The sequence below is a fragment of the Streptomyces sp. NPDC033178 genome (assembly GCF_055577685.1).
Window position 1 is genome coordinate 54,447 of sequence record NZ_JBVIPT010000028.1, and the last position, 21,580, is coordinate 76,026.

At 70.6% G+C, this 21,580-nt stretch carries 19 protein-coding genes and 2 tRNA genes; 17 read left to right on the forward strand and 4 right to left on the reverse strand.

Annotation, left to right across the window (positions count from 1 at the left end; translation table 11 throughout):
* Positions 1-84: 84 nt before the first annotated feature.
* Positions 85-675, forward strand: a complete 591-nt coding sequence (locus ACZ5VQ_RS44705) for an SCO2584 family spore wall biosynthesis protein (RefSeq protein WP_469110018.1) — start codon at positions 85-87, stop codon at positions 673-675.
* Between the two features lie 77 nt (positions 676-752).
* Positions 753-1,820, forward strand: a complete 1,068-nt coding sequence (locus ACZ5VQ_RS44710; RefSeq protein WP_200398200.1) for an SCO2583 family membrane protein — start codon at positions 753-755, stop codon at positions 1,818-1,820.
* A 487-nt stretch (positions 1,821-2,307) separates the two neighbouring features.
* Here the strand turns inward: ACZ5VQ_RS44710 and ACZ5VQ_RS44715 are convergent, their stop codons facing one another.
* Positions 2,308-3,429: a M48 family metallopeptidase gene (locus ACZ5VQ_RS44715; protein WP_362083394.1), complete on the reverse strand. Its 1,122-nt coding sequence runs from the start codon at positions 3,427-3,429 to the stop codon at positions 2,308-2,310.
* A gap of 101 nt (positions 3,430-3,530) precedes the next feature.
* Between ACZ5VQ_RS44715 and ACZ5VQ_RS44720 the strand changes: the two genes are divergently transcribed.
* The 7 genes from ACZ5VQ_RS44720 to ACZ5VQ_RS44750 all read left to right on the forward strand — a co-directional run bounded on the left by ACZ5VQ_RS44720 (position 3,531) and on the right by ACZ5VQ_RS44750 (position 8,502).
* Positions 3,531-3,686 (forward strand): hypothetical protein, encoded by a 156-nt coding sequence (locus ACZ5VQ_RS44720; protein WP_186000991.1) that lies wholly within the window; start codon positions 3,531-3,533, stop codon positions 3,684-3,686.
* Positions 3,687-3,915: 229 nt separating this feature from the next.
* Positions 3,916-4,080 (forward strand): hypothetical protein, encoded by a 165-nt coding sequence (locus tag ACZ5VQ_RS44725; protein WP_198655517.1) that lies wholly within the window; start codon positions 3,916-3,918, stop codon positions 4,078-4,080.
* 47 nt (positions 4,081-4,127) lie between these two features.
* Entirely contained in the window at positions 4,128-4,802 is a 675-nt protein-coding gene (nadD, locus tag ACZ5VQ_RS44730; RefSeq protein ID WP_200398202.1) for a nicotinate-nucleotide adenylyltransferase, read from the forward strand.
* A gap of 16 nt (positions 4,803-4,818) precedes the next feature.
* Entirely contained in the window at positions 4,819-6,636 is a 1,818-nt protein-coding gene (locus tag ACZ5VQ_RS44735; protein WP_469110019.1) for an LCP family protein, read from the forward strand.
* A 432-nt stretch (positions 6,637-7,068) separates the two neighbouring features.
* Positions 7,069-7,515, forward strand: a complete 447-nt coding sequence (gene rsfS / locus ACZ5VQ_RS44740) for a ribosome silencing factor (protein WP_143632088.1) — start codon at positions 7,069-7,071, stop codon at positions 7,513-7,515.
* 38 nt (positions 7,516-7,553) lie between these two features.
* Positions 7,554-8,213 carry a histidine phosphatase family protein gene (locus ACZ5VQ_RS44745; RefSeq protein ID WP_362083479.1) on the forward strand — a complete coding sequence of 220 codons (660 nt, stop codon included), beginning with the start codon at positions 7,554-7,556 and terminating at the stop codon, positions 8,211-8,213.
* 216 nt (positions 8,214-8,429) lie between these two features.
* Positions 8,430-8,502 (forward strand) — tRNA-Ala (locus tag ACZ5VQ_RS44750).
* Positions 8,503-8,506: 4 nt separating this feature from the next.
* On the opposite strand, the gene ACZ5VQ_RS44755 is transcribed toward ACZ5VQ_RS44750, so the two are convergent.
* Positions 8,507-9,427 (reverse strand): helix-turn-helix transcriptional regulator, encoded by a 921-nt coding sequence (locus tag ACZ5VQ_RS44755; protein ID WP_469110020.1) that lies wholly within the window; start codon positions 9,425-9,427, stop codon positions 8,507-8,509.
* A gap of 94 nt (positions 9,428-9,521) precedes the next feature.
* On the opposite strand from ACZ5VQ_RS44755, the gene ACZ5VQ_RS44760 reads away from it, so the two are divergent.
* The 4 genes from ACZ5VQ_RS44760 to ACZ5VQ_RS44775 all read left to right on the forward strand — a co-directional run bounded on the left by ACZ5VQ_RS44760 (position 9,522) and on the right by ACZ5VQ_RS44775 (position 11,908).
* A complete protein-coding gene (locus ACZ5VQ_RS44760) occupies positions 9,522-11,003 on the forward strand; it encodes an MFS transporter (protein ID WP_469110021.1) in 1,482 nt (493 codons plus the stop codon).
* 66 nt (positions 11,004-11,069) lie between these two features.
* Positions 11,070-11,243 carry a hypothetical protein gene (locus ACZ5VQ_RS44765; RefSeq protein ID WP_469110022.1) on the forward strand — a complete coding sequence of 58 codons (174 nt, stop codon included), beginning with the start codon at positions 11,070-11,072 and terminating at the stop codon, positions 11,241-11,243.
* 3 nt (positions 11,244-11,246) lie between these two features.
* Complete coding sequence (locus tag ACZ5VQ_RS44770; RefSeq protein WP_010986886.1) at positions 11,247-11,480, forward strand: hypothetical protein; 234 nt, start codon at positions 11,247-11,249, stop codon at positions 11,478-11,480.
* A 355-nt stretch (positions 11,481-11,835) separates the two neighbouring features.
* Positions 11,836-11,908, forward strand: a tRNA-Ala gene (locus ACZ5VQ_RS44775).
* Positions 11,909-12,044: 136 nt separating this feature from the next.
* Here the strand turns inward: ACZ5VQ_RS44775 and ACZ5VQ_RS44780 are convergent.
* Together ACZ5VQ_RS44780 and ACZ5VQ_RS44785 are read right to left on the reverse strand one after the other, a co-directional pair.
* The gene (locus tag ACZ5VQ_RS44780; RefSeq protein WP_189837885.1) at positions 12,045-13,667 is read right to left on the reverse strand and encodes an NADH-quinone oxidoreductase subunit NuoF family protein; all 1,623 of its coding nucleotides are present in this window, start codon (positions 13,665-13,667) and stop codon (positions 12,045-12,047) included.
* The gene (locus ACZ5VQ_RS44785; RefSeq protein WP_469110023.1) at positions 13,667-14,992 is read right to left on the reverse strand and encodes a cytochrome b/b6 domain-containing protein; all 1,326 of its coding nucleotides are present in this window, start codon (positions 14,990-14,992) and stop codon (positions 13,667-13,669) included. The genes ACZ5VQ_RS44780 and ACZ5VQ_RS44785 overlap by 1 nt, the downstream gene beginning before the upstream one ends.
* Before the next feature lie 416 nt (positions 14,993-15,408).
* Here ACZ5VQ_RS44785 and leuS point away from each other — a divergent pair, with 416 nt between their 5' ends.
* The 4 genes from leuS to ACZ5VQ_RS44805 all read left to right on the forward strand — a co-directional run bounded on the left by leuS (position 15,409) and on the right by ACZ5VQ_RS44805 (position 21,578).
* Positions 15,409-18,285, forward strand: a complete 2,877-nt coding sequence (leuS, locus tag ACZ5VQ_RS44790; protein ID WP_469110024.1) for a leucine--tRNA ligase — start codon at positions 15,409-15,411, stop codon at positions 18,283-18,285.
* A gap of 211 nt (positions 18,286-18,496) precedes the next feature.
* Positions 18,497-19,390: a hypothetical protein gene (locus ACZ5VQ_RS44795; protein ID WP_469110025.1), complete on the forward strand. Its 894-nt coding sequence runs from the start codon at positions 18,497-18,499 to the stop codon at positions 19,388-19,390.
* A 72-nt stretch (positions 19,391-19,462) separates the two neighbouring features.
* A complete protein-coding gene (locus tag ACZ5VQ_RS44800) occupies positions 19,463-20,308 on the forward strand; it encodes a DegV family protein (RefSeq protein WP_469110026.1) in 846 nt (281 codons plus the stop codon).
* Positions 20,309-20,459: 151 nt separating this feature from the next.
* A complete protein-coding gene (locus tag ACZ5VQ_RS44805) occupies positions 20,460-21,578 on the forward strand; it encodes a ComEA family DNA-binding protein (protein ID WP_469110027.1) in 1,119 nt (372 codons plus the stop codon).
* Positions 21,579-21,580 lie beyond the last annotated feature (2 nt).

Genomic DNA, 21,580 nt, shown 5'->3' on the forward strand with positions numbered 1-21,580 from the left:
GGCCTCGCCCGGAAAGCGTCTCGCCAGGCGGATGAATTTCCTTACCGTCTGCCCAAATTGACCACCCCGGTCTACTCTGGATCCGTGCCGGAGGACGTGGGGGGCACGCCGTTCCCTGACGGCTGGGAGCCCGACGACGACCGCGACCGCGGGGGTGCGGACGAAGAGTTCGCCTCCGTGGTCTTCGACGAGGCCTTTGTACGGGCGGCCACGGTTCACGAACCGACCGCCGTCGAGCGCCTCCTGGCCGCCGCCCAGGCGAGAGCCGAGGCCTCCGAGGCCGAAGCCCGCCGGACTCACCCCCGGGGGGTACGCGGCGACGACGAGCTCTACGACGACGGATTCGGACCCGACGGCCGTGGTGATTTCGGCCACGACCCCGATGTGGACGACCTCGACGACCGAGACGTCCTGCACGGCGGCTACGGCAACCCGGGGACGTACGGGAAGCAGGCCCGCTGGCACCGTCCCGTCGCCTGGATGCTCGCCCTCGTGATGGGGATCGGCATGGTCGCGCTCGCTTTCACGGCGGTCTACCGGGGAGCTTCCTCGGGCAGTCGGGACCAGGTTCCGCCGCCCGCCTCCACAGGCCTCGAACAGGGAAGCGGAGTGGGTCCCTCGGCTTCGGCCGACTATTCCCAGCCAGCCGTCTCGGCGGTGCCGCGCACGCCGTAGGGCTTCCGTGAGGTCCTGTCAGAACTTGTCGTGTACCAGGGCGTTTACCTGAGGTCCCTGCGACCTACTCTGAATGTATGGGCGGACCTGGAGACCCACCTGAGGGGACCCCCGAGGGTGCTCCTGGTGGTGGCGAGGAAGAGTATCGATCCGTCGTCTTCGACGAGTCGTTCGTCCGCGCTGCCCGCCTCCAGGAGTTCTCCGCACAGGAGCGGATCGGCGACCACACCCCGGCCGTCCGCCGCCGCCCGCCGATGCGCCGGGGCCTGTCCCGGCAGGCGCTGATCCTCGTCCTGCTGATCGCCGTGGCCTTCGGCACCGCGATCTACATGGGCGTACGCCATCCGTACCAGACGCCCGCCGCCAAGCACCCCGAGCCGCTGCGGATGACCGTGATACCGCTCGCGCCGCAGAGCGCCGTGCCCGGCTCCACCGACATCGATTCGCTGTACGCGCACAGCCCGGCCGACCAGTTCCGCATCGGCGCCGAGGGCATCACGCTGCCCGCCTCCCGGCGCACCGCCCACTTCTCCGACAGCCAGGTCGTCACCGCCCTGACCACGGCGAAGGACTACCTCGTCGAGTCCTCGCTCGACCCGGACGTCCTCACCGGCGGCGCCACCCGGTCCGTGCGGATACGGCTCGACCCGCAGCAGCTCGACCAGTTCGACCAGAGCTTCGAGCGGCCGACCGCGGACGGGCGGCACGCGCCCACCGGCTGGCTGGTCCGCTTCGACCCCAACCAGGCGGAGCTGGCCGACAGCAAGATCCGGGTGCAGGGCACGCTGTCGGCCGCCGAGACCGACTCCGACACCCTTGAGGTCAGCGCCGACCACACCTTCGTCTACGCCCTGCGGCCGACCGGCTCGGACGAGAAGGCCAAGGCCTCGCTGTTCACCGTGCGGCGCGAGCTGCACTTCCGCTTCGACCGCGACGACCTGCGCATGCACCAGACCGAGCTGGTCGTCTCGTACGTCCAGGCCGGGCCGCTGGCCTGCGCCGAGGACGCGACGAACCATCTGCGCCCGCTGCTCGCGGGCGAGACGGCCAGGGCGGGCGGCCCGGCCGGCACCGACCCGTACGCGACGGGCAGCGCCACGTCGCTGTGCGGATCACTGGCGGCGAGCGCCCAGCCGAAGCTGTAGTCCGAGTCCGGCCCCTGGGTCTTCAGGGCTTTCTGCCTGCCTGGGCCGCCACGTGTCCGGACTGGCTCTGTGGGCCGCCGCGTCCCGATGGCTCCGGCGCCCCGGGCTGCCGCGTCCCGACAGGCTCCGGCGCCCCGGGCTGCCGTGCCCCGACTGGCTCCTCGGGCCGCCGTGCCCTGAGCCGTGGTTCGGGTCCTGAGCTGTATGGCTCCGGCCCCGCTTTCTGGCTCCAGCCTGGCGGAGGCGCCGGACCCGACTGGCTCCTCGGGCCGCCGTGCCCCCGAGCCGTGCTTCGGGCCCTGAGCTGTGGCTCCGGACCCGCCTTCTGGCTCCAGTCAGTTGTGGTTCCGGCCCCGCATTCTGGCTCCGGACCCGGCTTCCGGCTCCGGGTCTTCCGGCGGCCAGGATTGCGGCGCGCCCGGGCTCGGGCCGGTCCGGTCCCGGTCTTCCGGGGCCGTGGAGAGCCCGGGCTCAGGGCGCCCCGCGCTCAGGCCCTGCCGTTGCTCCCGTTCGGGCTCTCGTCATCCGGGCCGTCGGTGGGCGGCTGGTCCTGCGGGGAGCTGCTGCTTGAGCCTCCGCCGCCGGTCGCGAAGCCGCCGAAGCCGCGCCGGACCCGGCCGCCGAGGTCGCCCGCGCCGCCCGCGATGTCGCTGACCAGCTTCATCAGCGGGTCCTTCGAGTTCTTGACGTCCGTCGCGTAGCTGGCGGCCGACTGGCGGAAGGAGTCCGTGACCGAGGTGTCCCCGTCCTCGTCCCGGCGCGGGTAGTGGCCGTCCATGATCCGCTGGTAGTCGCGGGACTCGGCCCACTTCTTCAGCTCGGCCGCCCGGACCGTGGTGAAGGGGTGGGAGCGGGGCATGACGTTGAGGATCTTGAGCACCGAGTCACGGAGGTCGCCTCCGGCCTCGTACTCCTCGGCCTGGGCGAGGAACGCGTCCACGTTCATCTCGTGCAGGTGGTTGCCGCCCGCGATCTTCATCAGGCCGCGCATCGAGGCCTTCAGGTCCTGGCCGACCAGGAGACCGGCGCGGTCCGCGGACAGCTCGGACTTGCGGAACCACTCGCGCAGGGCGGTCACGATCGCCATGATCGCGAGGTTGCCCAGCGGGATCCACGCCACGCGCAGGGCGAGGCTGGTCAGGAAGAGCAGGATCGTGCGGTAGACGGAGTGGCCGGACAGGGCGTGGCCCACCTCGTGGCCGATGACCGCCCGCATCTCCTCCTCGTCGAGCAGCTCCACGAGGCCGGTGGTGACGACGATGATCGGCTCGTCCAGGCCGATGCACATCGCGTTGGGCTGCGGGTCCTGGTTGACGTACATCGGCGGGACCTTCTCCAGGTCCAGGATGTAACAGGCGTCGCGCAGCATGACGTTCAGGTGCGTGAACTGGGCGTCCGAGACGCGCACGGAGTCCGACAGGAACAGCAGCCTCAGACTGCGCTCCGGGAGCAGGCCGCTGAGCGCCTTGAAAACGGTGTCGAAGCCGCTGAGCTTGCGCAGGGCGACCAGGGCCGAGCGGTCCGCCGGGTGTTCGTACGCCCGGGAGGAGATCCCCTCGAAGCGCCGGCGCTGCCTGCTCGGTACGTTCTCGTGGCTTTCTTCTGGCATGTGGTCCCCCATGCGTTTGATTGCCTTCTGTGCCCCCAAGGCGGGGTCCAGCCTAGGCGGATATACCGTGGACGGGCAGTACAGCGAAGGAGTCGTACGTCATGGAGCATCTCCCCGAGCCCTGGCTCACCGAGGCCGCGAGCGCCGCCCAGCAGCAAGGGGCGGGGAATCTCCTCCGTGTCGTGCTGATCGTGATGGTCGTCGGCTGTGTGCTGACTGCCTGGTTCCTTCTGCGCGGCTACAAACGGGACGAGTGAGGCCGGGCGGAAGGTTCCCGACCCCTTAGACCCGCGGAAGGTTCCGGACGGTTGAGACGGCCGGAAGGATCGCCCGGCGGACGCCGAGTGCCCACACCGCTGAGACCGATGGTTCGGGGTGCCGGAGGCCGGGCAGTCCTGACGGCGGAGTCGGAGTGATACCGGCGACAGCCCCCGCTTACGATGTGTGGAAGTCTTTATCCCGCCCACCGGATAGGTCCTGCCGAAGATGAGCTTCCACAGCACCGCTGCCCAGTTGGTCACACTTGCCGCCGAGGGCGAGGAGCACGGCGGCAACCACGAGAGCCTCAGCCCCTACCTGACCGGCGGCGGGGCCTTCTTCATCCTGATGCTGCTGCTGTGGATCACCACCCGCTTCAACCGGGACCGCTGACGCCCGCGCGACCGGACCCGTCGTCGGGGCCGGTAGGGTCTGCACGCATGGGAGAGCAGGACATGCCTACCGGTCCGGCGGGCGGCACGGCGCGGAGCGCGCGGCGCGGCCCGGGAAACGGCCCGTCGAACCCGGGAAAGCGCCGCCTCGGCGTCATGGGCGGAACGTTTGACCCGATCCACCACGGGCACCTCGTGGCGGCCAGTGAGGTCGCCGCGCAGTTCCACCTCGACGAGGTGGTGTTCGTGCCGACCGGACAGCCGTGGCAGAAGACCGACCGCAAGGTCTCCCCGGCCGAGGACCGCTACCTGATGACGGTCATCGCGACCGCCGAGAACCCGCAGTTCTCCGTGAGCCGCATCGACATCGACCGCGGCGGCCCGACCTACACCACGGACACCCTGCGCGACCTTCGGGTGCTCAACCCCGACACGGATCTCTTCTTCATCACCGGCGCCGACGCGCTCGGTCAGATCCTCACCTGGCGCGACGCCGAAGAACTGTTCTCCCTCGCGCACTTCATCGGGGTCACCCGGCCCGGCCACATACTCACCGACACCGGTCTGCCGGAGGGCGGTGTCTCGCTCGTCGAGGTCCCCGCGCTCGCCATCTCGTCCACAGACTGCCGTGTGAGGGTCGCGAAGGGCGACCCGGTCTGGTACCTGGTGCCGGACGGTGTGGTGCGCTACATCGACAAGCGAGAGCTGTACCGCGGCGAGTGAGCCGAGAGGGGCACCGGTGAACGACCGATACGACGCTGGGTACGGGGGCGACCAGTACGAGCTCGTCGGCTACGACGAGTTCGGGCAGCCTGTGTACCGGCAGGTGCCGTCACCTTCCCAGACTCCGCACACACCTCAGGCCCAGCAGGCCCAGCAGGCCCAGCAGGAGTACGGCTCGTACGACCCCTACGGGGGGCAGGCGCAGGGATACGGGCAAGGACACCAGGCGTACCAGGGGCAGCAAGGCCACCAGGACCACGTGGGTCACCAGGGTCACCAGGATCAGGGATACGGGCAGGGGTACGGGTACGACCCGTACGCGACGGGCCAGCAGGGGCAGCAGGCGTCGCCCGTGGTGTCGTATGACACGGGTCAGCAGCAACCTGTGGCGCCCTATGACACCGGTCAGCAGCAGGCCCATGTCGCGGAGCAGACTGCCTACATCCCGAAGCAGGCGCGCCCCGCTCAGTCCCCGGAGCCGCCGGAGTCCCTGGAGTCCCCGGAGGGCGGGCGGCAGGGCGACGGGCCGCAGGGTGAACGCGAGTACCGGACCGAGCAGTTCGCCTTCGTGGAGGAGCAGCCGGAGAACTCCGAAGACGTCATCGACTGGCTGAAGTTCACGGAGAACCGCACCGAGCGGCGCGAGGAGGCCAAGCGCCGGGCGCGCGGCCGTGTCGTCGCCCTGGTCGTGACGCTCGCGCTGGTCGCGGTCGGCGGGGTCGGCTACCTCTGGTACGACGGCAGGCTGCCGGGAACGTCCTCCGAGTCGGCGTCCGGCACGACCACCGCCGGCGGCGCCCAGAACCGCGACGTGATCATCGTCCACCTGCACAACACCAAGGGCGGCGGCACGGCGACGGCGCTGCTCGTCAACAACACCACCACCAAGCAGGGCACCACCGTCCTGCTGCCCAACTCCCTTGCCCTGACCGACGACAACGGCACCACGACCACGCTCGCCAAGTCGGTCGACGACGACGGGTCCTCCGGGACGCGCGACGAGATCGACACCGTGCTCGGGACCGACGTCGAGGGCACCTGGCGTCTCGACACCCCGTACCTCAACAACCTCGTCGAACTCGTCGGCAACATCGACATCGACACCAACACGGACGTGCCGGACCCAGACGCGAAGAAGAAGGGCGAGGCGCCCCTCGTCAAGAAGGGCGACGAGCAGACGCTGAGCGGCAAGATGGCCGTCGCGTACGCCACGTACCGCGCCTCGGGGGAGTCGCAGAACGCTCAGCTGGAGCGGTTCGGCCAGGTCATGCAGGGAGTGCTGCGCAAGCTGTCCTCGGACCCGCAGGCCGCGACGACCACCGTGCAGACGCTCGCGCAGATCCTCGACCCCTCGCTGAGCGACAAGGACCTGGGCGCCTTCCTGGCAAAGCTCGCCGACCGCGCCAAGGGCGGCGACTACAAGACGGCGCTGCTGCCGGTCCAGACGGACGGCAGGCTCAGCGCTCAGGCGAGCGACAGCGTGGTCAAGGACGTCCTCGGCGGCGCCGCGAAGAGCCCCGAGAAGGGCGCGGCCGTCCAGGTCGGCATCCGCAACTCGACGGGCGACAAGGACGCGACCGAACAGGCCCGGGTCGTCCTCCTGAACGGCGGCTACACCTTCGTCGACGGCGGCGAGACCGATGCCGCCCAGGCCGTGTCCCAGATCACATACGCCGACGCCGCGAAGAAGGAGGACGCGGTGGAGGTCGCCAAGACGCTGGGCCTGCCGACGAGTTCGGTGAAGAAGGGCAGGACCACGTCGAACGCGGACGTGTCGGTCGTACTGGGCCAGGACTACGAGGTGGGTGGCTCGGCGGGTTCGTCGGGCGGATGACGGGCGCGTGACGGGCGGCGCCTTCGGGGTGCCCGGGCCGCGCGGCGGGTCGGGCACCCGGCGGCGGACATCCGGACATCCGGTACGGACACCGGGTACGGACACTGGGTCCGGGCACTGCGTACAGGCCCCCGCACAGCTCTCCGTACGGGCCCCGTGCGGGCACTGTTCGTGTCCGGGGGCGGGCCCGGGGGCCTCCGGGAGGCTTTCCGGAGGCCCCCGGGCCCGCGGCATGATCGGTCAATCACGTGGGGTGCGGTCGGCGGTCCGTGAGACCCTTGGGGTAGGGCCTGCCCGGCGGAGCAGGCCGGAGGAGTGCGATGGCGTCCGGCAAGCGCGGATGCGCGTGCCAGACCCCGCGTCTCCGGCATGATCCGCCGCACAGGCCCCAACCCCTCGGGGGACTCCTGACCGTCTACGGAAAGCCTTGTAGTGACCGCCACTGACCGCTCTATCGAGCTCATCACCACCGCCGCGCAGGCGGCCGCAGACAAGCTCGCGCACGACATCATCGCGTACGACGTCAGCGACGTGCTGTCGATCACGGACGCCTTCCTGCTGGCCTCCGCGCCCAACGACCGCCAGGTCAAGTCGATCGTCGACGAGATCGAGGAGCGGCTGAACAAGGAGCTCGGCACGAAGCCGGTGCGCCGCGAGGGCGACCGCGACGCCCGCTGGATCCTGCTCGACTACGTCGACATCGTGGTGCACGTCCAGCACAGCGAGGAGCGGGTGTTCTACGCGCTGGAGCGGCTCTGGAAGGACTGCCCCGAGCTCGACCTGCCCGCGGACGCGAAGGCCACGCGCGGCAAGGGCGCCGAGCACGCCGAGCTCCAGGACGCGGAGGACGCCGCCGAACTGCGCGGAGAGCTTCGGTGACCGCCGGTGCGGGGCATCCGGTGCCGGACGGCAGGCCGCTGTCCGAGGCCGGGAAGAAGGCGGGCCGGGGGCGCCGCGTCATCCTGTGGCGCCACGGCCAGACGTTGTGGAACGTGGAGCGCCGCTTCCAGGGCACGACGGACGTCGAGCTCACCGAGACCGGCGTGGGCCAGGCCCGCCGTGCCGCCCGGCTGCTCGCGTCCCTGAAGCCCGACGCGATCGTCGCCTCGGACCTGAAGCGGGCCGCGAACACGGCCGCCGAGCTGTCCGTGCTCACCGACCTCGACATCACCCACGACGAGGGCCTGCGCGAGACCTACGCGGGCGTCTGGCAGGGCCTGACGCACGAGGAGATCATCGCGCGGTACGGCGACCAGTACACGGCGTGGAAGCGCGGCGAGCCGGTGCGCCGGGGCGGCGGCGAACTGGAGACCGAGGTCGCCGACCGCGCGGCCCCCGTGGTCCTCCGGCACGCCGACAAGCTCCCGGACGACGGCACGCTCGTGGTCGTCAGCCACGGCGGCACGATCCGCACCACCATCGGCCGCCTCCTCGGTCTGGAGTCGCAGCACTGGGAGAGCCTCGGCGGCCTCTCCAACTGCTGCTGGTCCGTCCTCGGCGAGGGCGCCCGCGGCTGGCGACTGCTGGAGCACAACGCGGGGACACTGCCGGAGCCCGTACTGGGAGACGACGACTAGGCGCTCCGCCGGCAGCCTTTCGGGCTTCCGGCCGGGCCGCTCCTTCGAGGTGCTCGTGGCATCCGGCGCTGGCCGTCGCGGGGCACCCCTGGGGCACGTCGCCGGGCGTTCCGTCCGGCCCCCCAAGCCCCGCGGGACCGGATTTCACTTTCCGGCTGGTCGCAGGCTAAAGTTCTTCTTGTTCCGCAGCCGGGAAGCCGGGTCGGACACCCGCAAGGGGCTATAGCTCAGTTGGTAGAGCGCCTGCATGGCATGCAGGAGGTCAGGAGTTCAATTCTCCTTAGCTCCACAGATCAGCACCGCAGATCGATGATCCCGTTCCCATCAGGGGGCGGGATTTTTCGTGCCCTCCGCTGCCGCCGGAGTTCCCTCAGCCGCGCGGCCCGCGCACTCGTCTCCTCGTCGGCCGGCCGGTAGACGACGACCCGGCACTCCGGCATCCCGTCGACCGACAACGACACCGACGTCATCCGCAACTCGCCCACCGCCACGTGCCGGAACGTCTTCACGCGCGGTCCCGGCGGCGTCACGTCCCCGTTCCGCCACAGCCGGGCGAAGTGCCCGCTGACCTCCGACAGCCTGCGTATGAAGTCCTCCCACACGGGCTCGCCGACATGTCTCCCGTACGCCGCCCGCAGCGTCGCCACCATCACCGGCAGCTCGCTCTCCCGGAACACCAGCGGACAGTCCTCCTCCGAGGCCGTGAACAGCGTCCACAGCGCGTTGCGGACGCCACCGCCGGCCGGGCGCGTCTCCGGCACGAAGAACACGTCCCGGTAGGCCGGGTTGGTCGCGAGGATGTCGTACCGCGCGTTGTAGACGACCGCCGGGCTCGGGTCGAGGGCGTCGACGATCTCCTGGACCGCCGGACCCACGGCCGGCGTCGTCGACCCGAAGCCGTGGGTGTACGGCACCTCCGCCAGGTCGTACAGATGCTCGCGCTCCGGCTGGTCGAGCCGCAGCGTGCGCGCCACGGCGTCCAGCACCTGTGGTGACGCGTTGATCGGCCGGCCCTGCTCCAGCCACGTGTACCAGGTGACGCCGACCCCCGACAGCTGCGCCACCTCCTCGCGCCGCAGCCCGGGCGTGCGGCGGCGCAGACCCGGTGGCATCCCCACATCGGCCGGTGTCACCCGCGCCCGCCTGCTCCGCAGGAAGGCGGCCAGCTCCGGCCGCCGCCGCTGTGTCGTGGCCATCGTCGTCACATCCCCCATCGTCGACCCCGGACCCCGCCCCTGCCAGGTGCTGTCAGTACCAGCATCGGCGGGCTCTCTGCACCCGTACCCGCCCGCCCCCACGCTCGATGCCATGACGACGACAACCCCCGCGGGCCCGGACTCCGCACCCGGATCCGGCCCCGGACCAAGGCCTGCCCCAAGTAAAACTCCCGGCACTGACAATCGCCCCGGCCGACTGCTCGCGATCGTCCTCGCCGCCCAGTTCATGGCGCTCCTCGACGTCTTCATCGTCAATGTCGCGGTCCCCACCATCGGCGCCGAACTCCACGCCTCGGGCGCCGAACTGCAGCTGGTGGTCGCCGGATACGCCATCACCTACTCCGTCCTGCTGATCACCGGCGCCCGCCTGGGCGACCTGCTCGGCCACCGCCGCGTCTACCTGGCCGGCCTCGCGCTGTTCACGGCGGCCTCGCTCGCCTGCGGACTCGCCCAGGGCACCGGCGAGTTGATCGCCTTCCGGCTGATCCAGGGAGCCGGGTCGGCCGTGATGATCCCGCAGGTTCTCAGCCTCATCCAGCGGAACTTCACCGGTGAGGCCAGGGGCAGGGCCCTCGGCCTGTACGCGGCGGTCCTCGCGACCGGCGCCGCGGCCGGGCAGGTGCTCGGCGGGGTCCTGGTCAGCGCGGACCTGTTCGGCACGGGCTGGCGCCCGGTGTTCCTGGTGAACGTGCCCGTGGGCCTCGTACTGCTGGCGCTCGGCGCGCGGGTCCTGCCGCGCGACGACGCACGCGCCCCGGAGCGCGCGCACCGGCTCGACCTGCCGGGCCTGGTGCTCCTGGGCGCGGCAGTGTCGCTGCTCACGGTTCCGCTGGTGCTCGGGCAGGAGGAGGACTGGCCCCTGTGGTCCTGGCTGTCGCTCACGGCCGCCGCGGTCGCCTTCGCCCTGTTCTGCGCCTACGAGTCCCGGCTCGCCCGGCGCGGCGGCACCCCGCTGATCGCGCCCAGGGTGCTGCGCCACCCCGGCATGGGGCTCGCGGTCTTCCGGATCATGGCCGTGATGGCGGTCAACGGAGGCTTCCTGTTCGTGCTCACCCTGCACATCCAGGGCGGCCTCGGCTTCAGCGCGCTGCGCGCGGGACTCACCTTCGCGCCGACCGCGGTGGTCTTCGGGCTGGTCGGGCTGACCTGGCGCGGGTGGCCCGCATCCTGGCAACGCGCCCTGATCCCGGCCGGGTTCGCCCTCGCCGCGGTCTCCGTCGCGGGCGTGGGCCTGGCACTGCGGGACGGCCACGGGGCCGGCTTCTGGCTGTACGTGGCCTTCGCCGGCGTCGGCACAGGGCTCGCGCTCGGCTTCAGTCCCACCCTCACGCGGGCGCTCGCCACCGTGCGCCCCGAGGACGCGGCGGACGCCAGCGGCCTGCTCGCCACGGTCACCCAGCTCGGTCAGCTGATCGGTGTCGCGGTGTTCGGCACACTCTTCTTGAATCGGCTTGAGTCACTTGGGGCCTCGGGGGCGTATACCTCTTCGGACGCGCTTCTCGTCTGCATGTTCGCGCTGGCCGCGACCGCCGCGACGGGTGCCGTGTCCGGACTGGTACGAAGGCGTCGCTGACCGTATTGGCCCGGCCGTGGCAGAATCAAACGGCCGGAAGGGGCGGCCCGACGGGAGGGAGTGGCGATGCCTGCGAGCATCCTCGGGGAGGTCGACGACCTTCCCGGATCCGAGGTGATACGGGACCGGATCACCCGCCTCGACCGCCCTTCCCGCGTTTCGGCCCATGTCGCCCTGCTTGTCGGCGACTGCGGCGGAATTTCCTACGTGTGCACGGCCTGCGGCCACAGCTGGAGCTGATCGATGGGTGCACACAGGCGCAAGTGCGATTGGTGCGGCAGTGGTACGCCCATCGTGCGCGACATGGAGCCGGTCAACCACGACTACCAGTACTGGTGCGAGGAGTGCGCTCGGGCTCTGATCATAAAAGGCGACCCGATCGAGACGTACCGCGAGCTGGAGGGCGAGCCGATCTACGGCCGCCTTCTCGACGAGCACTGCACGCTCAAGCGGTTCTATTCGTTCGCCACAGCCTGACGCCGACTGGGGTTTCGCCACATGGTGACCCCGGTCATGGCCGGCAATGCGAAAGCGGCCTCTCCGTAGAGTGCCGACAACGTCAACCCGACGCCGCTGGCGCGCTCTCCACGCGGTCCCGCGGCCACGGACCGGCCGGGCCCCACTGCGACGGTGAGCGTCGCTGAGACGACCGCAGAGGCCCGCTCCGGGGCGTGCAGCAGCGAGGCGGGCACCCGCGCGGCGAGGGCCGGAAGCCGGCGCTGTCCGCCGTGACCGTTCGGCCTGTCCGCGTGTACCGGAAACGATTTGGCGGTGCACGGAGGGACCGGTAATGTTGGCGTCGCCGCCGGGGAAGTCCGGTGGAACACCGCAAGGGGCTATAGCTCAGTTGGTAGAGCACCTGCATGGCATGCAGGGGGTCAGGAGTTCAAATCTCCTTAGCTCCACAGCAGATGAAGGCGGGTCATCCGATGAGGATGGCCCGCCTTTTGCGTTGGCTCGTTCTTGTTGTCTCCTGTGCCTGTCTCTTGCGCTGCCCCTTGTGCGCGGTTCGGCGGCCCGGTCTCCCGGGCCGCCGGTGTGTCAGCGGCCGCGGCCCAGGGCTCGGCGGCCGCCGCCACCGCCCTCGCGTACGGCGGGGAGGTTCTGGCGGGGAGCCGCTCCGCGGGTGTCCTCCTCCAGGCGCAGCGCGAGCGCCGGGCAGCGGCGTACGGCGCGCAGCGCCTTCGCCTCCGCGTACCGGGGCACCCCCGCCTGCGCGACGGTCGGGAACCCGTCGGCGCCCAACTGGAAGACCTCCGGGAGGATGTCCGCGCACAGACCGTGCCCGCGGCACAGCGTCCAGTCGACGTAGATCTTCTGGCGGCTGGGACCCTGCTCAGGCTCCGCCTGGCCGCCCGGGATGCCGGTGGGCTGCTGGCCGCCCTCGAAGAGCGGCAGAACGCCCTCCACGGGCCGTCCGCAGCCGTTGCCGAGGACATGCGCGGCCAGGTCGTCCGTGAACGCCTTGATGGTCGACTCCAGGAACATCGCAGAGCCGTCCGGGTGTGAGCACGCGCCGCGCCGCTTCACGGCGTTGGCGACCTGCTTGAGGGCTTCCAGGGCGGCAGGGCCGCCGCCGTTGAGGATGTCCTCCATGCCGCGCGCCGCGGCGGGCAGCCCGAGGTAGCAGGGACCGCACTGTCCCGCGCTCTCCTCCGCCAGCCACTGCGCCACCCGCAGCGACTCGCCCAGCGGGCAGGTCGCCGTGCTGATCGGCAGGATCGCGCCCGCGCCGAGCGCACCGCCCACCGCGTCCAGGGAGTTGCGCGAGACGATCGCCTCGTTGACCGTCGCGGAGTCCAGCCACTTGCCGTGGTATCCGCCGGTCAGCACGCCCTGCGGGACCGGCGGGGCGCCGGCCAGCTGCAGGATGTACCGCAGCGGTACGCCCGTGGGGGCCTCGATCACCATCGGGCGGGCGACCGCTCCCGAGACGGTGAGCATGACCGTGCCGGGCTCGTCGTACAGACCGGTGTTGCCGTAGCGCTCGGCGCCGATGCGCGCGGCGATCGCCAGCTGGGCGAACGTCTCGGCGTTCGACAGCAGGGTGGGCGCGCCGCCGACACCGTTCTGCGAGGCGCTGGTCTTGCGGCCCGGCGGGATCGCGGGACCGCCGTCGATGGAGCGGACGAGCGAGGCCGCCGCTCCGGTCACCATGCGCACCGGATTGCGCTGCACGCGCGCGCGGATGGTCGCTCCGCGGCGGTTGGTCAGCCCGCGCTCGGAGAGCGCGGCCTCCATCGACCGCTGCGTGGACTCACGGGTCACACCGACGACCAGGGTGCGTGCGCCCAGAGCCTCGGCGACCAGCAGGGCGCCGTCCAGGATCAGGTGCGGGGCACGGTTGATCATCACCGTGTCCTTGCGGCAGGCGGGTTCGTCCTCGCTTCCGTTGACGACGACCACGGGACGTACACCGCGGCGGATCGCGGCCTCGGCGACCGACCGCAGTTTCTTGTGGAACGGGAAGCCCGCGCCGCCGCGGCCCTTCAGGTTGATGCGCTCGGAGAGCTGCGCGAGCTGCTCACCGCCCATCGGCTCGAGCGGCCCGTGCACCTTCAGGTGCATGGGCAGGTCGAGTCTCTCGACGAGATCGAAACCGGAGGTGAGCTGGGGAAGGCCCACCACTCGGACTTCGGGGACGTCGGGAAGGGCCTCGTTCACTAATAGCCTCCGGAAGGCGCGTTCCAGGGTTCGCCGTTGCTTGGTGCCTCGAAGGAACCGGGCAGCGTCTCAGTGGCGGGACCGCTGTTGTACGTGTCGTTCGGGTTGTACGTACCGAGGGGGTCGTTCGTCTCACCGGTGTCGTACACATCACTTGTGCCGTACGTGGGGACGGCGCCGGTGTCGTACATGCCGTTCGCGTCGTATGTGGGGATGGTCCCGGTGTCGTACGTCGGTGTCCCGGCGGGGCGCGGCGGGGCCTCGTAGAGCGGCGGGGACGGGGCCGGCCAGCGGGGCCCGGTGTTGCCGTCGACGCGCGGCATCGCCTCCGTGGCCTGCATGTCCATCGGGACCTGCATGCGCTGGGTGGGGTCGGGCGTCAGCGGGTCCTGTGCGCGGGGGGTGTTGACGGCCCGGTAGGCGGCCGCGAAGCCGCCGGTGTCCGTGAGGGATCCGGTGTCCGTGAAGGACGCCGAGTCCTGGAGGGCGGAGCGCTGCGGGGACGCGTACGACCCGGACGGGGACGACGTCCGCTGCGAGGGAACCGCCATGTCCGGGAAGCCGGGCCGGCCGCCTCCGGCGGACGGCGAGGCGTCCGCGGCACGGCGTGCCCCGGGCTCTTCGCGGTAGCTCCGGTTGTCGCTGTCGAGCAGGGACAGGACGCGCCTGGCGACCTTCCGCTTGAACGACAGGGGGGCCGACCGCAGGAGCAGGGCGCCCATGACGGCGACCAGGGCCAGGCTGTACAGGATCACGAAGATCGGCTGCGCCTCGCGCCCGGCGAAGAGGCCGTGGATCAGGGCCGAGCACCAGGCGGGGTAGGCCAGCATGTGCACCGCGCGCCAGCGACCGGCGACCTGCACGGGGGACGAGAAGGCGCTGCGCAGCGCGCCGGTGAGGGCCGTGACGACCATCAGGAGACCGGCCAGGGTGCCGAAACCGATGAGCCCGTTGGTGCCGGTGACACCGAGGCCGAAGGGGATCACGACCGCGATCGCCGAGGTGTGGTCGAGCACGAGCTTGACCGAGATGTGCAGCAGCAGGAAGCCGACCGAGGCCACCGCCGTGCTCCTGTGCACGGCCTGGGCTATCAGCCTCTGGCGCGTGTTGAGGAAGACCCGGTCGGTCGCGACGAGCCCCCAGAGCACCGAGAGGGTGAGGGACACGAGCGACAGAACGCCCGCGCCGAAGTTGAGGAAGTCGCGGAATCCGTCACCTCCGAGCACGACGACGAGGGGTATCAGCAGCAAAGCGGCAGCCGTCACTCCGCCCCGGACCGATCGGCTCGGCTGGGTGAGCGTGCTGTTGTTGCGGCGAGAGTTCATGGGGGCAACTCCGAACAGTTCGGGAAAGCGGTCCCGCTGCCGCACTCTAGGTCGAGCCATACCGAGGGGTACGAGGTTTGAGTTATTGCGCTGTTATCAAAGGGCAGTGAGGGAGTTGTGATGTCCCTTAGAGGCCCTTACGCGAAGTAACTTTTGACTTTCGTTCAGCTTCTGCCGACCTGGCGCGGACGTGACACGCAGTGCCGCAGCGTAGCCGAAAGCGCGTCGCGGTCCGCTCGGCCGCTGCGGTACCCTGACGCCATGCGTGCCGTACGCCTTCTGCTTAGCGAGCCGCGCTGATCAATCCCGGTCGCCGGAAAACCGCGACCGGCATCGGCGCGGCGCCCCCTCCTGTGCGAGGGGTTTTTTCATTTCCTGAGCCGCTGGCAGAGACGATCGATGGAGCTTTGAGGATCATGAGCGAGACGAACAACGCTGCCGCCTCCGAGGTGGCCGCGCCGCACCGCTACACGGCCGCCATGGCCGAGCAGATCGAGGCACGCTGGCAGGACTTCTGGGACGCCGACGGCACGTACGAGGCGCCCAACCCGAAGGGTGACCTGGCCGGGGAGCCTTCGCTGGTCGCCAAGCCCAAGAAGTTCATCATGGACATGTTCCCGTACCCCTCCGGTGCGGGCCTGCACGTCGGTCACCCCCTGGGCTACATCGCCACCGATGTATTCGCCCGGTATCAGCGCATGACCGGCCACAACGTCCTGCACACCCTGGGCTTCGACGCCTTCGGCCTGCCCGCCGAGCAGTACGCCGTGCAGACCGGCACGCACCCGCGCGTGTCCACCGAGGCCAACATCGAGAACATGAAGATCCAGCTGCGCCGGCTGGGCCTGGGGCACGACAGGCGCCGGTCGTTCGCGACGATCGACCCGGACTACTACAAGTGGACCCAGTGGATCTTCCTGCAGATCTTCAACTCCTGGTACGACGACGAGGCGGACAAGGCCCGTCCGATCGCCGACCTGGTCGCACAGTTCCAGATCGGTGAGCGCGCCGTACCCGGCGGACGTTCCTGGAGCGAGCTGACCGACGTCGAGCGCGCCGACATCCTGAGCGAGTACCGCCTGGCCTACGCCTCCGACGCGCCCGTCAACTGGTGTCCCGGCCTGGGCACCGTCCTGGCCAACGAGGAGGTCACCGCCGACGGCCGCTCCGAGCGCGGCAACTTCCCCGTCTTCAAGGCCAAACTGCGCCAGTGGAACATGCGCATCACCGCCTACGCCGACCGCCTGCTGGACGACCTGGACGCACTGGACTGGCCCGAGGCCATCAAGCTGCAGCAGCGCAACTGGATCGGCCGCTCCGAGGGCGCCCGCGTCGACTTCCCCGTGGACGGCGAGGCCATCACGGTCTTCACCACCCGCCCGGACACCCTGTTCGGCGCCAGCTACATGGTCCTGGCGCCCGAACACCCGCTGGTCGAGAAGTTCACCCCGGCCACCTGGCCCGAGGGCACCCACGACGTCTGGACGGGCGGGCACGCCACCCCCGCCGAGGCCGTCGCCGCCTACCGCGCGCAGGCCGCCTCCAAGTCCGACGTGGAGCGGCAGGCCGAGGCCAAGGACAAGACCGGCGTCTTCATCGGCGCGTACGCGACCAACCCGGTCAACGGCGAGCAGATCCCCGTCTTCATCGCCGACTACGTCCTGATGGGCTACGGCACCGGCGCGATCATGGCCGTACCGGCGGGTGACCAGCGCGACTTCGAGTTCGCGCGCGCCTTCGAGCTGCCGATCCACTGCATCGTCGAGCCGACCGACGGGCGCGGCACCGACACGTCCACGTGGGAGAACGCCTTCGGGGCATACGACGCGAAGATCATCAACTCCGCCAACGACGACCTCTCGCTGGACGGCATGGCCGTTGCCGACGCAAAGGCGCGCATCACCGAGTGGATGGAGCGCAAGGGCATCGGCCACGGCACCGTCAACTTCCGGCTGCGCGACTGGCTGTTCAGCCGCCAGCGCTACTGGGGCGAGCCCTTCCCGATCGTCTACGACGAGGACGGCATCGCCCACCCGCTGCCCGAGTCGATGCTTCCCCTGGAACTGCCCGAGGTCGAGGACTACTCGCCGCGCACCTTCGACCCGGACGACGCGAACACGTCCCCGGAGACCCCGCTGTCCCGCAACGAGGCCTGGGTCGACGTCACGCTGGACCTGGGCGACGGCCGCGGTCCGCGCAAGTACCGCCGCGAGACCAACACCATGCCCAACTGGGCCGGTTCCTGCTGGTACGAGCTGCGCTACCTGGACCCGCACAACTCCGAGAAGCTGGTCGACCCGGAGATCGAGCAGTACTGGATGGGGCCGCGCGAGGGCCGGCCGCACGGCGGCGTCGACCTGTACGTCGGCGGTGCCGAGCACGCCGTGCTGCACCTGCTGTACGCGCGCTTCTGGTCCAAGGTGCTGTTCGACCTGGGGCACGTCTCCTCGGTCGAGCCGTTCCACAAGCTGTTCAACCAGGGCATGATCCAGGCCTACGTGTACCGCGACAGCCGTGGCATCGCCGTACCGGCCGCCGAGGTGGAGGAGCGCGACGGCGCCTACTTCTACGAGGGCGAGAAGGTCTCCCGGCTGCTGGGCAAGATGGGCAAGTCCCTGAAGAACGCGGTCACTCCGGACGAGATCTGCGCCGAGTACGGGGCGGACACGCTGCGTCTGTACGAGATGGCGATGGGCCCCCTGGACGTGTCGCGGCCGTGGGACACGCGCGCGGTGGTGGGCCAGTTCCGGCTGCTGCAGCGGCTGTGGCGCAACGTCGTCGACGAGGCGACCGGTGCGGTCACCGTCGTCGACACCGAGCCGGACGAGCAGACGCTGCGCGCCCTGCACAAGGCCATCGACGGCGTACGCCAGGACCTGGAGGGCATGCGCTTCAACACCGCCATCGCCAAGGTCACCGAGCTGAACAACCACCTGACCAAGGTGGGCGGTCCGGTCTCGCGCACGGTCGCCGAGTCGCTGGTGCTGCTGGTCGCGCCGCTGGCCCCGCACATCGCCGAGGAGCTGTGGCGCAAGCTGGGCCACACGGACTCCGTCGTGCACCGGGACTTCCCGGTGGCCGACCCGGCGTACGTCGTGGACGAGACCGTGACCTGCGTCGTGCAGATCAAGGGCAAGGTCAAGGCGCGCCTGGAGGTCTCCCCGTCGATCTCGGACGAGGAGCTGGAGAAGGTGGCGCTGAGCGACGAGAAGGTGGTCGCGGCGCTGGACGGGGCGGGGATCCGCAAGGTGATCGTGCGGGCGCCGAAGCTGGTGAACATCGTTCCCGCGTAGCTTCCGCGCGGTTCCCGCGTAGTGCCCGCGTAGTGCCCGGGTGGTTCCGGGTGGACGGAGGGCCCGAGAGGGGTGGGGCAGTTCCCCTGGTCGGGGTAGTCCCCTACGGGCAGGTTGGGGGTTCCGCTGGAACCCTCGGCCTGCCTTTTCCGTTTACCGTGGAAGAGCCGGCCGGCACCGCCGGCACTGGACCGCACGCGAGAGGATCGTCATGGAAGCCGTGGGCGTAATCGTGGCGCTGATCTTCTTGCTGTTCGTGGCACTGGGCGCGTATGCCACGGTGAAGGTGGTCGGCGCGGCCAAGCGCGGAGTGGACCGCACCGTCGCACAGGCCCGCCGCACGGTGGAGGACTCCACGCTCAGGGCGAAGACCTTCGCCCAGCCGGGACCCCAGGGCGAGATCGCCCAACTGCGCCTCTCCTTGCGTACGTCGATGCGTGCCACCCAGGACGCGCTGCACGCGGGCGTGACCGAGGACGAGTCGCTGAAGGAGTCCCTGGCACTCTTCGAGCGGCTCAGCGCTCATGGCCACGAGCTGGACGGCGACCTGAAGCGACTGGAGCGCGAGCCGGACAGGGCCCGCCTCACCGAGCGCCTTCCCTCGCTGCGGGAGCGCACTGAGCAGATAACGAAGTCGGCGGACGCCCTGCGCTGGGCGGCCCGCGACCGTGCCCAGCGCTTCGGGAACGACGACCTGGACTCGCTGAGCACCCAGATCGACATGGAGGCGGGCGCGCTGCGGCACTGGACGACGGAGCCGGCTTCCACGGGGACATCGGATCCGTCTTCCGCGGGCTCGCCCGGTCCGTCCGCAGGGGCGCCCGGTTCCTCTGCAGGGACGCCGGGCCCGTCCGCAGGCATGCCGGGTCCGTCCGTAGGGATGCCTGGTCCGTCTTCTGCGCGGACGCCGGAGCCGGCTGCGGCACAGACGCCGCCCCCGGCTCCGTGGCCCGAGGCGCCGCCCGTGCCCGCCGATCAGCAGACCTGGCCGGAGAACCCCGAATCGCGCAGGGCCGAGGAGCCCACCCGTGCCGCGATCGACCCGCCCGTGCAGCGACAGGCCTACCCTTGGGAGAAGAAGCCCCGCCCCGAGAGCACGACTTGATCCCGTCTGCCCGACCGCAGGTGGGAGGGGGCGGACTGCCGCCCACGCCCACTGACAGGTAACCTCCAGCTCATGTCCCGCCATGTCGCGATCGTCACCGATTCAACGGCCTACCTGCCGCCACGGACGATGGAGCGCCACGGCATCACCGCGGTGCCCCTGACCGTGGTCCTCGGCGACCAGGCACTCGAAGAGGGCACCGAGATCTCGGCCCGTTCACTGGCCCAGGCGCTGCAGAAACGACGGCCCGTCACCACCTCCCGGCCCAGCCCCGAGGTGTTCGCCGAGACCTATCGCAGGGTCGCCGAGTCCGGCGCGACCGGCATCGTCTCGCTGCATCTGTCCTCGGAGTTCTCGGGCACGTACGACGCCGCCGTCCTCGCCGCGCGCGAGGCGCCGGTGCCCGTGCGGGTGGTGGACACCGGGATGGTCGCCATGGCCCTCGGCTTCTGCGCGCTGGCCGCCGCCGAGTCCGCCGAGGCGGGCGGCACGGTCGACGAGGCGGTCACCGCGGCGGAGAAACGGGCCGCGGGTACGTACGCGTACTTCTACGTGGACACCCTCGACTATCTGCGGCGGGGCGGCCGGATCGGGGCGGCGCAGGCGCTGCTCGGGTCGGCGTTGGCCGTGAAACCCCTGCTGCAACTGGACGGCGGGCGCATCGAACTCCTGGAGAAGGTACGGACCGCCGGCAAGGCGATCGCCCGCCTGGAGGAGATCGTGGCCGAACGGGCGGGGAGCGCACAGGTCGACATCGCGGTCCACCATCTCGCCGCGCCCGAGCGGGCTGCGGCGCTCGCGGAGCGGTTGCGGGCTCGGGTGCCGGGACTGTCCGATCTGCATGTGAGCGAGGTCGGGGCGGTGATCGGGGCACACACCGGGCCTGGGTTGCTGGGGGCGGTTGTTTCTCCTCGGTGAGGCTGGACCGGTCTCGCCGTGAGGTCGGGCCGATCTCCTCGTGAGGTCGGACCGACTCGTGTGGGTGATGGAGTTATCCACAACTGGGCGGTAATCCCCGGGAATTGAGCAAGATCATCGCGGTTCGGGGGTTGTGCCCGATTCTCGTCGCATGGCACTTCGATCATCTTCACGGACAGCGACAGTAACCAGCGGGCCGGGCCGGGGTCCGGTCTCCGACAGTCGCACGCGACACCGTCGGCACCGCCATCGCGGCAGGTCCCGGCGCCGAGAAGCCTCCGCGGAGGCGCTGCGCCTGCGCGCGGAAACACTCTTCGCCGAACGGACGAGAGTGCGCGGGGAGTTGAGGCATGGTCCGCCGGTGGTGTCGGGGCGGGAGGGGTGGAGTCGTGGCGGCGGTGGTGTGGTCGCCGGTGTTGAAACCGATGTTGAAACCGGTGTTGAGACTGCTGTTGAGAGCGGTGCTGAAACTGGGGCTGGAGCGGGTGCCGAGGCCCGAGCCGGGGCCGGGGCCGTGTGGCGGGAGCGGACCGGGCTTGCCGTCCGGGAGCGGATGCCCTTGTGGCTGCAGTCCAGGTGCGGGCTGGAGCGGAGGAGCGTGGTCGCGCTCACCGTGGTCCTCGTGGTCGCGGCTGTCTTCGCCGCGCAGCACTTCTGGTCGGGGCGGACCCAGCCGGTGCGGGCACCTGAAGTGGTACGGGCGGTGGGTTCGTACGAGGGGCTGGGCAAGGGCGGGCAGGAGGCGGCGCCGGGGTCGTCCGCCGCCGCACGGGACCCGGTAGGCGCGGCCGGTACGGCTGGTGCTGCCGGTGCCGGTGCCGTGGTTGTGGTGGACGTCAGTGGCAAGGTGCGGGAGCCCGGTATCCAGCGGTTGCCTGCCGGTTCCCGGGTCGCCGATGCCCTCCGGGCGGCCGGCGGGGTGCGTCCCGGCACGGACACCGAGGGACTTAACCGGGCGCGGCTGCTCGTGGACGGTGAGCAGGTGGTGGTCGGAGGACCTCCGGCTGTCGCCGGGCCCGGTGTGGCGGGCGGTCCTGGTGCCGTGGGCTCCGGCGGAGCCGCCGCGGGGGCTGCCGCCGCTCCGATCGGCCTCAACACGGCCACGCTGGAGCAGCTGGACACTTTGCCCGGTGTCGGCCCCGTACTGGCCCAGCACATCATCGACTACCGCACCCAGCACGGCGGCTTCCGCTCGGTCGACGAACTCCGTGAGGTGAACGGAATCGGTGACCGCCGTTTCGCCGATCTGCAGAATCTCGTACGGCCATGAGG